Here is a 14,649-nt window from a genome sequence, read left to right as displayed (position 1 = left end):
GGGATCCGGTCCGCGCGCGGCGGCGCGCATTCCGCGATCACGTGCTCGCGCTCGGTGAGAGCTACCGACGCGCACGGGCCACGCGCTTCGCGCTCGCCACCTACGGCTCTTGGCTGATCGAGCGCTTGCGTGAACGGCTGAGCCCGCAACAGCCGATCGGCTTGATCGAGCTCGCGGGACGCATCGCGGCGCGGGTCAACCAACCCGAATCGGAGCTGGTTTTGCTGTTGGCCGAAGCGCGCGACGCGCAAGACGACCTGGCCACGGCGCGGCCGTCTCCCGCCGATCTGACCACTTTGGAAAAGCTAGAAAGCATGACCTTACGAGCAGGAGGCTCGAAGTGAATCTCGAACAACTGAGTAACGAACTACGGCGCATCGAAAGCGAAGTGAGCCGAGTGCTCGTGGGCCAAGAGTCACTGGTCGAGCACGTGTTGGTCGGGCTCGTGGCGCGCGGTCACGTGCTGATCGAAGGCGTGCCGGGGCTGGGGAAGACGCTGCTCGTACGCGCGCTCGCGCGCGTGCTCGGTCTGTCGTTTCGGCGCATTCAATTCACACCGGATCTGATGCCTAGCGACATCACCGGGAGCACACTTTACAGCCAAAAATTGGGCGAATTTTCATTCGTGCCCGGCCCGGTCTTCACTGAGCTGTTGCTCGCCGACGAAGTGAACCGTGCGCCGGCCAAGACGCAATCCGCGTTGCTCGAGGCCATGCAAGAGCGGAGCGTGACGACCGACGGCATCACCCGTCCGCTTGCCGACCCGTTTTTGGTGCTAGCCACCCAAAATCCGATCGAGTCGCAGGGCACCTACCCGCTGCCCGAAGCGCAGCTGGATCGCTTCCTGATGAAGGTGCTGGTGGACTATCCCGATCGCGACAGTGAGATCGGCGTGCTTGAGCTGGTGCGCAGCGAAGAGGTAGCCACGGCGTCCAGTGGGACGACGACGGATGATGCGGGCCTCATCGAACCCGAGCGCGTGTTCGAGGCGCGCAAGGAGATCCACGGCATCCATGTGGCGCCTGCGGTCGAGCAGTACATCATGGCGCTCATCGACGCCACGCGGCACCCGGATCGCTATGACAAGACGCTGGGCACCTGGATCCAGATCGGCGCCAGCCCGCGCGGCGGTATCGCGCTGGAGCGCACCTCGCGCGTCAATGCGTGGCTGGAAGGGCGGCCGCACGTGACGCCGGACGATGTGCGCGCGATGGCGCACGGCGTGCTGCGCCACCGGATCATCCTCACCTATGACGCCAGCGCGGAGGGCATCCACGCGGACCAGGTGATCGACAAGATCCTGGAGCTGGTCGCTGTGCCGGCTTAGTGCGCTCTCCTTCTCCCCTTTGGGGAGAAGGCTGGGACATTGCCACCTTTACGGTGGTGAGGGGGCGGGTGCTCGAGAAAACCCATCAGGAAAGCCCGCTTTTTTTAGATCAGTCGCAAGCGTGCCCCCTCACCCTAACCCTCTCCCCGCAGGGGAGAGGGGACTAACTCGCAGGGAGCTGGTTCAACGCGGACTCAACATGGCCGACATACAACCCAGCGACATCGGCACCGTCTACGTCACGCCCGCGCATCTGGCGCGGCTGGAATACGACGCGCGTCGCCTGGCCGCCACGCCGCACCGGCCGCATCACAGCATCCTCGCCGGGCGCCATGCCTCGCGCCTGCGCGGGCGCGGGCTCAACTTCGAGGAAATCCGCGCGTACGTGCCGGGCGATGATCTTCGCCACCTCGACTGGAAGGCGTCCTCACGCGTAGGCCATGCGCTGGTGCGCTCTTACACCGAGGAACGTGATCGTCCCGCGCTGTTCGTGGTGGATCAGCGCATCTCGATGTTCTATGGCACGCGCCGCGCCATGAAGTCGGTGGTTGCGGTGGAAACGGCGGCACTTGGTGCGTGGATGTCGTTCCAGGCGGGTGATCGCGCGGGCGCGGTGGTATTCGACGACACCCGCATCGACACCGTGCGTCCACATCGCAGCCGCGCGCGCGTGATCGCCACGCTGGGCCTGATGGCGCGCAGCAACCAGGCATTGCACGCAGACACGTCCACCCGCGCCAATCCCGCGCAACTGAACGCCGCGTTGCGCGCAGCGCTGCATCTGGCCACGCACGATTACCTGGTGTTCGTCATCAGCGATTTCCTGGGTGCGGACGAGCAGACGCTGCAGCTGATGCGCGAACTGGCCTCTCACAACGACGTGGTGGCGGGGCTGGTCTACGACCCTTCGGCGCGCTCGATGCCCAACAAGGGCAAGATCGTGGTGACGGAAGGCGAGCTGCAGGTAGAGCTGGACTTCGGCCGCAAGACGGTACGCGAGCCGCTGGGCAGTATGTTCGACACGCGCCTGGCGGAGACGGTCGATCGCCTGAAGCGCTGCGGCGTGCCCCTGCTGGTGATCGATACCGAGCAACCCACCGTGCAGCAGGTGGCGCGCCTGCTCGGCCACTTTTCGCAGCGGAGGGTCTAGCGATGTTCGTGCTGCCCGCCCAGACAGCCCAGCCGCCCGCCGCGTCGATTGCGGATCTCAAGGAGATCCCGCTGCCGCCGCCGATTCCCTACACGCCGCAGACGGCGGGCTGGTGGGTGCTGGGTGGCATCGTGTTGCTCGCGGTGCTGGTTTATGTCGCGCTGCGATTGCGTCGCTGGTGGCGAAACCGCTATCGCCGGGCAGCGCAAAAGGAGCTCTCGGCGATCGAGCAGGCCGCCGCCGATCCCGCACAACGCCAGCGCGCATTGGCAGCGCTGCCCGCACTGGTCAAGCGCACCGTGCTCACCTGGGCACCGCGCGATACGGTGGCGCCGTTAAGCGGCGAAGCATGGCTGGGCTATCTCGATCACACCTTCAGCGGAGAGAACTTCACGCGCGGACCGGGGCGCCACCTGCAGACGCTCGCCTATGGCGACGGCGATCTGGCCGGCACCGACGCAAGCGACCTGATGGCCTTGTTGCATCGCTGGATCGACGACCATGTTCCAGCTTGAGTATCCCTGGCTGCTGCTCGTGTTGCCGCTGCCGCTGCTGGTGTGGTGGCTGCTGCCGCCGTATGGCGAACGCACGCGTGCGGTGCGCGTGCCGTTCTTCGACGAGTTGGCGCGCATCACCGGACAGACGCCTTCGCGCGGTGCGGTGATCCTGCGCGGCAACTGGTTGCGCCGCATCCTGGCGCCGGTGTGCTGGGCGCTGCTGGTGTTGGCGCTGGCAGGCCCGCAGCATCTGGAGCCGCCGGTGGAGCGCACCGAGTCGGCACGCGACCTGCTGCTGGCCATCGACCTCTCCGGTTCGATGGCAACGCCGGATTTCGTCGATGATCGCGCCGAACGCATCGATCGGCTTACCGCGGTGAAGAGCGTGGTGGACGACTTCATCCGCCGCCGTACCACCGATCGCATCGGCCTGATCGTGTTCGGCACCAATGCGTTTCCGCAGACCTCGCTGACACTCGACCACACCGCGGTGCGCGACCTGCTGCAGGAATTGCGCGTGGGTATGGCCGGTCCGCAGACGGCCATAGGCGACGCCATCGGCATGGCGGTGAAGATGACCGAGCATTCCAAACAGCGCGAGCGCGTACTCATCCTGCTCACCGATGGCAACGACACCGCGAGCCGCCTGCCGGCGGAGAAGGCGGCCGCCATCGCCAAGGCACATCACATCATCATCCACACCATCGGCATCGGCGATCCCAACGCGGTGGGCGAGAACCGGGTGGACCTGGACGCGCTCAAGCGCATCGCGCAGGCCACCGGCGGGCGCAGCTATCGCGGCGAGAACCGGCAGCAGCTGGCGGACATCTACGCGCTGCTCGACCGCATCACGCCCAGCAAGGTAAAGCACTCGGTCTATCGGCCGAAGGTGAAGCTGTACTACCTGCCGCTGGGCACGGCACTGTTGCTGATGCTCGGTTATCACCTGCTGATGCTCGGGCTTGTGGCGCCGGCGAAGCGTCGTCGCGCGACGCCAGATGAACCATTGCCCGGCACGGCGGAGCTGTGAGCATGGACCAGGGCTTCCATTTCATCCGACCGATGTGGCTGCTGCTGGTGCCGCTGGGCCCGTTGCTGCTTTGGTGGTGGCAGCGACGCAACGATCCGCTGCAGCGCTGGAAGGGCATGATTGCGGCACACCTGCTGCCGCATCTGGTGGTGGGCGATCATGGCCATTGGCGCGTGCGGCCGATTCATCTGGTGTGTGCGGTGCTGGTGATGGGTGGCATTGCCTGTGCGGGGCCGACCTGGGAACTCGATCCACCGCCATTCGCCGAAGACCGCGCGCCCATGGTCGTCGCCATCGACCTGTCGCCGGCGATGAATGCGATGGACGTGTCGCCCACGCGGCTGGAACGCACCAAGCAGAAGGTGCGTGACCTCATGGCATTGCGCGCGGGTGGACGCGTCGGCCTGATCGTCTACACCAGTACGGCGCACATGGTGCTGCCACCCACGGACGATCCCGGGCTGATGGACCTGTTCCTCTCGGCGCTCGCCACCGATCTGCTGCCGGCGAAGGGGCAAAACGCGGCCGCTGCGTTGACGCTGGCCGACCGCATGCTCAATGCGGAAACCGATCCCGGCACCATCGTGTTCTTCACCAGCGGCTTCGACGACACGCAGATCCAGGCCTTCATGCAGCACCGCCAGGATTCGCGCCAGCAGGTGCTGATGCTGGCCGTGGGCACGACCAAGGGTGGGGCCTTGCGTGCGCCATCGGGTTCGCTGGTGCTGGGCCCCGACGGTTCGCCGGTGGAGGCGAAGCTCGATGACGATGCGCTGGAGCGGCTCGCGTCCAAGGCGCACATACCATTGGCCAGCATCACCACTAACGACGACGACATGCGCTGGGTACAGCGCGAGGCCATCCACCACCTGGCCATCATGAAGGACACCACGTCCACCGTGCGCTGGAAGGAGTACGGCTACTACCTGTGCTATCCGCTGGTGCTGCTGGCGCTGCTGTGGTTCCGGCGTGGCTGGGTGGTGCGCTGGGTGTTCGTGATCGGCGCGCTGGGCCTGGCTGGCATGCCGGCACCGGCGCAGGCCGCCGACTGGAAGGTGGTGGACTGGTTCTTTACACCCGACCAGCAGGGGCGCTGGTACTACGAGCACCGCGATTTCGCCAAGGCGTCGGAACTATTCCAGGACCCTTACTGGAAAGGCCTCGCGCTGTACGAGCATGCGCGCTATGAGGATGCGCAGAAGATGTTCGCGGGGCTCACTACGGCCGACGCGAAGTTCATGGAAGGCAACAGCTTCGCGCGCATGACCCAGTACGAGGAAGCCAAGGATGCCTACGACCAGGCGTTGCGCATGCGCCATCCGTTCCCGCAGGCGCAGGCCAACCTGCAGCTGATGGATCGCCTGATCAAGCAGCGCGAAAAAGTGCCGCCGGAAGACGAGGATGACGAATACAAGCCGGACAAGGTGAAGTTCGACAAGGAAGGCAAGAAGGGCAGTGGGCAAACCAAGGTGATGGCAAAGATCCCGCAGCAGGTGCCGGCGGACGTCTGGATGCGCAATCTCAGCGTGTCACCTGCCGACTTCCTGCGCACCAAGTTCAACATTGAAAACCAGGCACCACCGCCGGGCCAGCCCACGCAACCGGCCAAGCCAGTGATCAAGGAGCCCGGCACATGAAGGGCTGGCTGATCCTGCTGCTGATGCTGTTCGCGAATGCCGCGTTCGCCGAACAGGCCGCCCCAGCACAGCCTGCCACCGACGCACCGCGCATGCTGGTGCGCGTGCACCAGGAACCGGCGGGGCCGCTGGTGGAGGGCGAAACTGCGCGCATCGTGGTCGACATGCTCACGCCCGACTTCTTCACCGATGCACCCGTGCTGCCGGTGCCCCATGTGGAAGGCGTGTATCTGGCACTGTCCGACGAAACGCCCGGGCATATCGTGGACACCGTGGACGGCGCGACCTGGTCGGGCGTCTCGCGCACGTATCTGGTGACGCCGCTGATATCGGGCGCCGTCGAGATTCCTGCGTTCGACGTGGTGGCGCATATCGGCGCACAGGCGACGACGGTCACGACGAAGACCACGCCGGTGACGCTGGACGTGCAGCCGCTGGTGTTGCCGGCGGGCGTCACCGAGGCGCTGATTGCCAGCTCGGTGAAGATCACCCAGACCATTCTTCCGCAAGACAGCGGATTGCACGTAGGCGACAGCGTCACGCGGCGCGTGGAGATATCCGCCGAGGGCGCGCCGGCCATGATGCTGCCGCCGGTCACCTTCGCGCCGGTGCGCGGCCTGGGGCTGTATCCGACGCCGGGAGTCACGCGCGATGTCGTCGGCAACCAGGGCGGTTTCGTGGGCGGCAGCCGCGTGGATGCCGCCAGCTATGTGATCCAGAAGCGTGGCAGCTACACCTTGCCGCCGCTGGCCGTGCGCTGGCTGGACACCCGCACGCACACCTGGCGCACCAGCGACGTGCCGGCCGTGCACTTCCACGCCTGGTGGGGCGCGCCGGCGCGGCCGCGCTTTGCCTTGCCGGGGCAGGGCGTGATGCCACGGTTGATCGGTTTCTTCTCCAGCGATCTTGGCATCGCCATCCTGCTGCTGGCCGTGCTCGGCTGGCTGGCCTGGTATTTCCGCGGGCGATTGGAGCAGTGGGCGCGGCGTTACAAGGCTTGGCGTTACCGCCGGCGCCATTCCGAAGCCGTGGCCTTCGCGGCATTGCATCGCCAGCGCCACACCAGTTCGGCCAGGGCACTGCATACAGCCGCCGATGCATGGGCGCGTCGAAGCGCGCAGGACGGCGCACCCGCCACGGTGGAAGGCTGGTGTCAGCGCTATGGCGATGCCGCGTTGCAGGCGCAATGGAGCGCGCTCGATGCCTCGCTGTATGGACAGGCTGGCGCATCGTGGTCCGCCGGCGCGCTGGTCGATGGACTGGCGGCAGCGCGCAAACGCTGGAAGCGCGAGCGACGCGATCGCCGACACGGCACCCTGCTGCCTCCGCTCAATCCCGCCTGAGCGCGTCGTCTTCACGATCTCATCGCAGGCGCCCGCTACCATGCCTTGCACGCGGTACAGGCGGCGCTGGACGGATCCCTAACGCGCCCAACTCAGATGCGGATTTTCAGGGGAGAGAGGCATGGGCCGTTCCAGGAAGCGCCAGCAACGACGCTCTGTGCCCGCGCCTCCTGCACCGCCTTCATCGCCACAAGGTTCCATGGGCCGATGGTGGTGGCTGCCTTTCGTGGTCGGCGTGCTGGTCATCATCGGGCTGGGCGCCTGGTGGTTGCGCAAACCCGTCGGCCAACCTGCGCCATCGCCCGTCGCTGCCTCCATCGTCGCGTCGTCAACGCCAGCTGCACCACCCGTCCATTACGTCGGCGCGCAGGCCTGTGCGTCCTGCCATGCGAAGGAAACCCAGGCCTGGCAGCAGTCGCATCACGCGCTCGCCATGCAGGTGGCCAACGACACGACCGTACTCGGCCACTTCGACAACGCCAGCCTGAAGCAGGACGGCTCGCAGGCCAGTTTCTTCAAGCGCGACCACGCCTTTTTCGTCAAGACCGACGGTCCGGACGGCAAGCCCGGCGAGTTCGAGGTGAAGTACACCTTCGGCGTGTATCCGCTGCAGCAATACCTGGTGGCTTTTCCTGACGGGCGCATGCAGGCGCTGCGCGCATCGTGGGATTCGAGGCCGGCGCAGGAAGGCGGACAACGCTGGTTCAACCAGTATCCGGGCGAGCACATCGACGCGCATGACACGCTGCACTGGACGCGCCTCAACCAGAACTGGAACTACATGTGCGCGGACTGCCATTCCACCAATCTGCAGCGCAACTACGACGTGGCCAGTGACACGTTCAAGACCACCTGGAGCGACATCAACGTGGCATGCGAGGCCTGCCACGGCCCGGGTTCGCGTCACATCGAGTGGGCCAGATGGAGTGACGATCGCCGTCAGGCCGATGCCGGCAAGGGTTTGTCGATCCCGCTCGACGAACGCAAGGGCGTGCAATGGATACCCAACCCTGCCACCGGCAATCCGGTGCGCAGCACGCCGCTTGCCTCGCATCGCGAAGTAGAGACCTGCGCAGTCTGCCATTCGCGTCGCAACATCATCGCCAAGGACAGCGCGCCGACCGGCCGTTTGATGGATACGCATGATCCGGTGCTTCTGGTGGCGGGGCGCTATCACGCCGATGGCCAGCAGCTGGACGAGGTCTACGTATACGCCTCGTTCCTGCAGAGCCGCATGTATGCCAAGGGCGTGACGTGCAGCGATTGCCACGATCCGCATACGTCAAAAGTGCGCGCGCAGGGCAACGCGCTGTGCGAAAGCTGCCACTCGCCCAAGGTGTACGACACCACCGCGCACCACATGCACCAGGCGGGCAGCGCCGGCACCCAGTGCGTGGCCTGCCACATGCCCGCCAAGAACTACATGGTGATCAACGCGCGGCCGGATCATTCCATCCGCGTACCGCGGCCCGACCTCACCGTGAAATTCGGCGTGCCCAATGCCTGCGCCAGCTGCCATGCCGACAAGGGCGCGCAATGGGCCGCCGATGCCATAGAGAAGGCGCATGGGCCCGAACGCAAGGGCTACCAGCATTTCGTCGAGGCGCTGGATGCGGCGCGCAAGGGCAAGCCCGATGCCTCCGCACTGCTCACCACGCTGGCGGCGGATGCCACTTCGCCGATGATTGCGCGCGCCACCGCGGTGAGTGAGCTGGAGCACTATGCGAGCCCGGCCACCGTACCCACCCTGCAGGCTGCGCTGTCCGATGCCGATCCGTTGATGCGCATCGCTGCACTGAAGGCGCTCGTGGCGTTTCCCCCCAATCTGCGCGCGCTACTGGCCTTGCCGCTGGCGGACGATCCCGTGCTCAACGTGCGCATCAAGGCCGGCCGCGTGCTCGCCGCAGTGCCCGATGCACAGCTCGGCGCTCGCCAGCGCGCCGCACGCGATCGCGCCTTCGCCGCCTACGTGACCTCGCAGGAGGCGATCGCCGAGCGCCCCGAAGCCCACTACGACCTGGGTCTGGTCTATGCCGAGCGCGGCGAGACCGACAAGGCCGAACAGGCATTCCGCCAGGCGTTGAAACTGCAACCTGATTTCGTGCCGGCCTATGCCAACCTTGCCGACATGTACCGGTCGCTGGGTCGCGAAGACGACGCCGAAAAAGCCATCGACGATGGCCTGAAAGCCGCGCCCGGGAATGCCAGCCTGCTGCATGCCAAAGGCCTGGCGCTGGTGCGGCAGAACCGGCAGCAGGAGGCGCTTGGCTGGCTTGATCGCGCACATCGTGCCGACCCGACGAATCCGCGCTTCGCCTACGTGTATGGCGTGGCCCTGCATTCGGCCGGCCAGGACGAACGTGCCCGCAAGGTGCTGGAAGAAGCCGTGCAGGCATCGCCGTACAATCCGTCCCTGCTGTTCACCCTGGCCAGCCTGGAGCGCGACGCGGGGCACATGGACAAGGCGCGGGGCTATGCGCAGCGCGTGCTTGCGGTGGCGCCGCAGTCGAATGAGGCGCAGCAGCTGTTGCAGAGCCTTGGCGGTCCGCCGAAGTAGACGAAATCCGGCATCGAGCGTTTTGATGCCTGGATTTCCACACGGGCGGGGTTGGCATGATTCGCTGGCGCTGGCTGTTTTCCCTGGTATGCCTGGTTTGTTGCATGGCGCAGGCCAACGCGGCCGACGTGCTGCGCGACGTGTCATACGGCAGTGCCGCGTCCCAGCGCATGGACGTCGATCCGCCTGATGGCGCGCACGATGCGCCCATCATCGTGATGGTGCACGGTGGCGCCTGGATGTTCGGCGACAAGCGCAACGGTGGCGTAGTGCAGCCCAAGGCATCGCACTGGCAGGCCGCCGGCTACGTGTTTGTCTCCATCGACTACCGCATGGTGCCGCAGGCCGATCCGCTGCAACAGGCGAAGGACGTGGCCGCCGCGCTGGCTTACGTGCAGCGGCATGCGGGCGAGTGGGGCGGTGATCCATCACGCGTCGTGCTGATGGGGCACTCGGCTGGCGCGCACCTGGTGGCGCTGCTGTCGTCCGCGCCCGCACTGGCACGGCAACAGGGTGCGCAACGGTGGCTGGGTACGGTATCGCTTGACGCGGGCGCCATCGACGTGCCTGCGCTGATGACGATGCCGCATGCCGGCTTCTACGATCGCGTGTTCGGCAGCGATGCAGCCTACTGGCAGAGCGTCTCGCCGCTGGCGCAACTGGGTCGGGAAGCGTTGCCCATTCTGCTGGTGTGTTCCAGCAAGCGCGTGCTGTCGTGTCCCAACAATCGCTCGTATGCGCAGCGCGCCCGGTCGCTGGGCGCAAAGGCGAGCGTGCTGGAAGTGCCGCTGACCCACGGCGAGATCAACGGCACGCTCGGTGCGCCAAGTGCCTACACCGGCAGTGTCGATGCGTTCCTTCGCAGCCTCGGCTTGCCGTGAAGCGCTAACGCCGGTCGATGGAATAGCGTCCCGGGCCGGTGACGCTCAGCAGCAGCAGGCCGCCGGAGATGCTCACGTTCTTGTAGAAATTGATCATGGCGCCGATGCGGTCCGGATCGATCATGTGCCAGAACTGGTGGCCGATCACCGCGGCGGCAAGCGTATAGAGCCCGAGCAGCAACGCCAGCGGGCGTGTGTAGAAGCCGACCACGATGGCCAGTCCCACGATGAGTTCCATGATCACTGCAATCGCGGCGGTCGCCGTCGGCATCGGTACGTCGACCGAGGCCATATAGGCGGCCGTGGCCGCGAATCCGATCAGCTTGCCCCAGCCGAAGATGATGAAGAGCACCATCAGCAGCACGCGTGCGAGAAGGATCAGGCCGTCCCTGCTGCCATCCAGTAACGTGTATCGCATGGTTGTTCTCCCATGACGTGACGTGGCTTATGCGGGCGGTCCGCCCGCGTCGGCCGTCGCCGCTGGCGGCGGTCATGGACACTATAGTCCTCCCGCGCCGCGAGGGAGTCGTTTGTGCTGCAGCTCAGGCGTCTTCGGGAATGTCGCTCTTGTAACGATCGGCGGCATGGTTGCGCGAAAGATCCGGTGCCAGCTGCAGTCGCGCCGATTCGTAGCGATTCCACGCGTCCATGTCGGGCAGCGCGGGAATGGTCACCAGCTCGCCGAGCTCGTAGCCGGCCAGCGCGGCATCCACCATTTCATCCACTTCCATGATGACGTGCTCGGGGAACGCATCGACGTCCTTGCCCGCGCGCTCCCAGATGGCGGTGCGCGTCACGCCGGGCAGCACCACCTGCACGCGAATGCCACGGTGGCCGACTTCCCTGTGCAGGGATTGCGAATAGCTGAGCAGGTAGCTCTTGGTAGCCGCATACGCGCCGGTCGAAAGTTCCGGCGCCACGGCCAGCGCGGATGCGATGTTGATGATGCTGCCCTGTCCGCGCTCGATCAGGCGCGCAAGCGCTGCGCCAGCGAGGCGCGTGGGCGCAGTGATGTTCAACTGGATCATCGCGTCGATGTCGTCCAGACGTCCATCGGCAAGCGCGCCGGGTGCGGAGAATCCCGCATTGTTCACCAGCCAGCCGATCGAATCGTCTTCCTGCAGGCGGTATTCCACCCTGGCGCGCTCATCGGGAAGGGTGAGGTCGGCGGCCAGCACGTGAATCTTTACGCCATGCTTGCGCATCAGCCTGTCGGCGAGCGCATGCAGCCTGTCCTGGCTGCGCGCCACCAGCACCAGGTCGTGGCCACGTTGCGCGAGCCTGTCGGCGTAGGTTGCGCCGATGCCGCTGGAGGCGCCGGTTACCAGGGCGGTATCGAGAGTTCCGGTAAGCGACATGGCAGCTTTCTCCTTGAGGAAAAGGACGTCCGGACGTCGTCAGCCAAAGCAGGCAGCGTAGTGGCGGGCTGCGGCGATGTCATGCTCCGTTGCGTCAAGGAGCAGAGCGCGCCGACGGCTGCGGGCAGTCCTTGGCTTGGGCCAATTCGGTAGAACTACGTAGCGCGGCTGGGTGATTTTACGCTCGTTAACGGGCGTGCACTGGCGGAACATGGAGGGGCATGTATCACTCGCCGTCGCGTCATTGCGATGGTCGACCGACCCCAGAGGAGACAGCAACATGAGCAAGCTGCACCTTTCCCAGTCTCACCTGTTCGCCGTAGCCCTGGCTGTGGTGGCATTGCCCGTGTCAGGCATGGCCCAGCAAACGACGGAAGAACCGGCCGTCCACAGTACGGCGGCAGAGCTGCAACGCGAAAAGGAGACCGTGACCGCGACGGTGACGGCGATCGACGCCGCCAACCGACTGATCACGCTGCGCGGACCCGATGGCAAGGACGCGACCATCGAGGCTGGTCCCGAAGTGAAGAACTTCGACCAGTTGCATGTGGGCGACCAGGTGACAACCACCTACGAGGCAGCCGTCGCCGTGCAGGTGATGCCCGCGGGCAGCGCGGATGCCGGCACCGACGTACAACGCACCGCCAGCACCGCAGCCAAGGGTGAAAAGCCGGGTTTGCACGCGGGCCACACCGTCACAGTCACCAGCAAGCTCACCGCCCTGGATCTCAAGGCGCACACCATGACGCTCACTGGCGCCGACGGCAAGGAACGGGTCATCCAGGTGAAGGATCCCGAGCGCCAGAAGAAGCTCGCCGAGCTCAAGGTGGGCGACATGGTCCTGGTTACCTATGTGGAAGCATTCACCATCAAGGTGACGCCCAAGGCCAAGGGTTCATGACGACCGCCAGGCAGCGTGATCGCCGCCTGTCCCGCGAGGGAGGCGTCATGCCTCCCTTTGCAGGGGACCGGAAGTAAATCGGTTCCCTGGTACCCGCCAGCGCCATGGCAGATCTTTCGCCATGCTGATGCCGATGCGTGGCGTGCCAATGGCAAAGGGTGCGCGCATGAGATCGTTCATCGCACGCACCCGACCTGTCGGATCGGTGATGTCGGCGCCGTTGTCCTCGCCGGTGATGCCCATCGCGTGACACATGTTGCCGGGGCCGCGGCAGAGATCGCGATCGCGGATTTTCGGTCCGCGTGCCTCACGCATCGCCTCCAGGCCATCCAGGGGTTCAAGCGCCCGGATCAACACCGCCGAACCCACGCCTTCGGGCCCGCACACGCAATTGGCGCACCAGTGGATGCCGTACGAGCGGTAGACGTAGAGGTGCCCGGGCTCGCCGAACACCACGGCATTGCGCGCGGTGCGTCCACCATAAGTGTGGGCCGCTGGGTCCAGCGTGCCGACATAGGCTTCCACTTCCACGATGCGGCCCGCGCGGCCGTCGTCCATCACCAGCAACTTGTTCAACAGGCGCGGCGCCACGACGTTCGCGTCGTACTGGAAGAATTCGCGCGGCAGACCCAGCCACGGCTGCGCCTGCAGCAAGCCGTTGACGCCAGTGGAGGCCACCAGTTCTTCAAGCCGCTGGTGGAAATAATCCAGGTCCTCGGGTTGCGCCTGCGCTTCGATCTGCATGGCGCGCGATTCGAACGTGTGCAGGAACGGATCGCCCCGACTCAACAGATCGGGCAGCTCGCTCTCCAGTGCTCGCAATTGCAGTTCGAGTTCGCCGCGGGTCGCCATGACGAGATGGGCTCAGGGGGCCGATGCCATATCGACTTCGACATCGGGCGCCAGCCACGTTTCCAGCCGATAAGCCGCATGCAGTAATCGCGTCTTTCGCTCTGCACGCACCAGCAACTGGAACAGCTCCGTGGCACGATCGCATGACAGCGGCTGCCCTTGGCCCTCGCTTCCGTGCGCGACCACGAACTCGGCGCGCGGCTTTACGACCTCGGCGACACGCGCGGCCAGCCGTACCAGTGCCGGTATGGTGAAATGATGGAGCACGTCCGACAGAACGATGAGATCGTAGTTGCTGCCCCATTCACCATCCGCAAGCCCCGATGGGAAGAAGTGGATGTTTCCTCCCGGGCGAGTCAGTCGAGCGCGGGCCTGCGCACTGGCATGGCCGGCGGCCACATCCACGCGGGAGCAGCGCCATGCGAGCTGTTCGGTGAGCCATCCGCTGGCACAGCCGATCTGCAGGCAACGCTGGTAATGGCGTTGCGTCAGCGCGTCGAGGATGGCGTCGTGTCTTTCCCGCTCGGCACCGCTGGCCGACGTGCGTGCAAGCGTGGCATGGCCGGTGTGTTGGGGCCTGTCACCATCGTGGCCCTGGGGAGACTTTGGCGTTCTTGCCAGCATGTCCTGCGATTCCTTGAAAAACCGTGCGTTCGCGAGTGACCCCGCGTGCGCATCGCTGGCGAAGAAGACTCACGGCCCCGATGCTGGACACATCGGAGTGAACGGCTTGTCGAACCGCTGCTTGAAAAAGGTAACGGGCGCGCAAGGAGGCCGGCGCGCATGGCACGCCGCAACCGCATGCCGCTTAAATGTGAAGATGGTTTGCACCGCGCCTGCACACGCACGTGGCCGCTGGCGGAGCCCTTTACGCATGCAACATCACCGTGCGCACGGCGCACTCCGAACCTCATGCGAAGGGAACTGACATGTCGCTCCTGCTCATCATCATCCTGGTGATCCTCGTGCTCGGCTTGCTTCCTGCGTGGCCGTACAGTCGTGGCTGGGGCTATTACCCCAGTGGCGGACTGGGGCTGATCCTGCTGATCCTCCTCATCCTGTTGTTGATGGGACGCATCTGATACGACGCGCTGCCGGTGCTTCGCGGGCATGCCC

General features: G+C 65.6%; 15 protein-coding genes. 11 read left to right on the top strand and 4 right to left on the bottom strand.

Features of this window, described 5'->3' with window-relative positions; translation table 11 throughout:
- From VFG49_RS07845 to VFG49_RS07805, 9 genes are all read left to right on the top strand, one after another.
- The coding region (locus VFG49_RS07845; protein WP_324859167.1) for a hypothetical protein at positions 1 to 344 on the top strand (344 nt) is incomplete at its 5' end.
- Complete coding sequence (locus VFG49_RS07840) at positions 341 to 1,327, top strand: MoxR family ATPase (RefSeq protein ID WP_324859165.1); 987 nt, start codon at positions 341 to 343, stop codon at positions 1,325 to 1,327. The genes VFG49_RS07845 and VFG49_RS07840, both read left to right, overlap by 4 nt.
- A 199-nt stretch (positions 1,328 to 1,526) precedes the next feature.
- The gene (locus tag VFG49_RS07835; RefSeq protein WP_324859163.1) at positions 1,527 to 2,477 is read left to right on the top strand and encodes a DUF58 domain-containing protein; all 951 of its coding nucleotides are present in this window, start codon (positions 1,527 to 1,529) and stop codon (positions 2,475 to 2,477) included.
- Positions 2,478 to 2,479: 2 nt separating this feature from the next.
- Complete coding sequence (locus tag VFG49_RS07830) at positions 2,480 to 2,992, top strand: DUF4381 domain-containing protein (RefSeq protein ID WP_324859161.1); 513 nt, start codon at positions 2,480 to 2,482, stop codon at positions 2,990 to 2,992.
- Positions 2,979 to 4,004: a VWA domain-containing protein gene (locus tag VFG49_RS07825; protein ID WP_324859158.1), complete on the top strand. Its 1,026-nt coding sequence runs from the start codon at positions 2,979 to 2,981 to the stop codon at positions 4,002 to 4,004. Before VFG49_RS07830 ends, VFG49_RS07825 begins: the two co-directional genes overlap by 14 nt.
- A 2-nt stretch (positions 4,005 to 4,006) precedes the next feature.
- Positions 4,007 to 5,641, top strand: a complete 1,635-nt coding sequence (locus VFG49_RS07820) for a VWA domain-containing protein (protein WP_324859156.1) — start codon at positions 4,007 to 4,009, stop codon at positions 5,639 to 5,641.
- Positions 5,638 to 6,984 carry a hypothetical protein gene (locus VFG49_RS07815; protein ID WP_324859154.1) on the top strand — a complete coding sequence of 449 codons (1,347 nt, stop codon included), beginning with the start codon at positions 5,638 to 5,640 and terminating at the stop codon, positions 6,982 to 6,984. Before VFG49_RS07820 ends, VFG49_RS07815 begins: the two co-directional genes overlap by 4 nt.
- Positions 6,985 to 7,183: 199 nt before the next feature.
- Complete coding sequence (locus VFG49_RS07810) at positions 7,184 to 9,541, top strand: tetratricopeptide repeat protein (protein WP_324859152.1); 2,358 nt, start codon at positions 7,184 to 7,186, stop codon at positions 9,539 to 9,541.
- Between the two features lie 56 nt (positions 9,542 to 9,597).
- The gene (locus VFG49_RS07805) at positions 9,598 to 10,422 is read left to right on the top strand and encodes an alpha/beta hydrolase (protein ID WP_324859150.1); all 825 of its coding nucleotides are present in this window, start codon (positions 9,598 to 9,600) and stop codon (positions 10,420 to 10,422) included.
- Positions 10,423 to 10,426: 4 nt separating this feature from the next.
- Here the strand turns inward: VFG49_RS07805 and VFG49_RS07800 are convergent, their stop codons facing one another.
- Both VFG49_RS07800 and VFG49_RS07795 read right to left on the bottom strand, forming a co-directional pair.
- Positions 10,427 to 10,840, bottom strand: a complete 414-nt coding sequence (locus VFG49_RS07800; protein ID WP_324859148.1) for a DoxX family protein — start codon at positions 10,838 to 10,840, stop codon at positions 10,427 to 10,429.
- A 124-nt stretch (positions 10,841 to 10,964) separates the two neighbouring features.
- Positions 10,965 to 11,780, bottom strand: coding sequence for an SDR family oxidoreductase (locus VFG49_RS07795; RefSeq protein ID WP_324859146.1), 816 nt, complete (start codon positions 11,778 to 11,780; stop codon positions 10,965 to 10,967).
- A 280-nt stretch (positions 11,781 to 12,060) separates the two neighbouring features.
- On the opposite strand from VFG49_RS07795, the gene VFG49_RS07790 reads away from it, so the two are divergent.
- On the top strand, positions 12,061 to 12,681 hold the full coding sequence (locus VFG49_RS07790; protein ID WP_324859144.1) for a hypothetical protein: 621 nt from the start codon (positions 12,061 to 12,063) through the stop codon (positions 12,679 to 12,681).
- 45 nt (positions 12,682 to 12,726) lie between these two features.
- Here the strand turns inward: VFG49_RS07790 and VFG49_RS07785 are convergent, their stop codons facing one another.
- Positions 12,727 to 13,533: a DNA-3-methyladenine glycosylase gene (locus VFG49_RS07785; RefSeq protein ID WP_324859142.1), complete on the bottom strand. Its 807-nt coding sequence runs from the start codon at positions 13,531 to 13,533 to the stop codon at positions 12,727 to 12,729.
- A 12-nt stretch (positions 13,534 to 13,545) separates the two neighbouring features.
- Complete coding sequence (locus VFG49_RS07780) at positions 13,546 to 14,157, bottom strand: class I SAM-dependent methyltransferase (protein ID WP_324859140.1); 612 nt, start codon at positions 14,155 to 14,157, stop codon at positions 13,546 to 13,548.
- A 305-nt stretch (positions 14,158 to 14,462) separates the two neighbouring features.
- On the opposite strand from VFG49_RS07780, the gene VFG49_RS07775 reads away from it, so the two are divergent.
- On the top strand, positions 14,463 to 14,615 hold the full coding sequence (locus tag VFG49_RS07775; protein ID WP_324859138.1) for a DUF3309 family protein: 153 nt from the start codon (positions 14,463 to 14,465) through the stop codon (positions 14,613 to 14,615).
- Positions 14,616 to 14,649: the final 34 nt, after the last annotated feature.

The organism is Dyella sp., from assembly GCF_035685885.1.
Classification (GTDB): Bacteria; Pseudomonadota; Gammaproteobacteria; order Xanthomonadales; family Rhodanobacteraceae; genus Dyella.
This window is presented reverse-complemented; position numbering and strand designations above follow the sequence as displayed.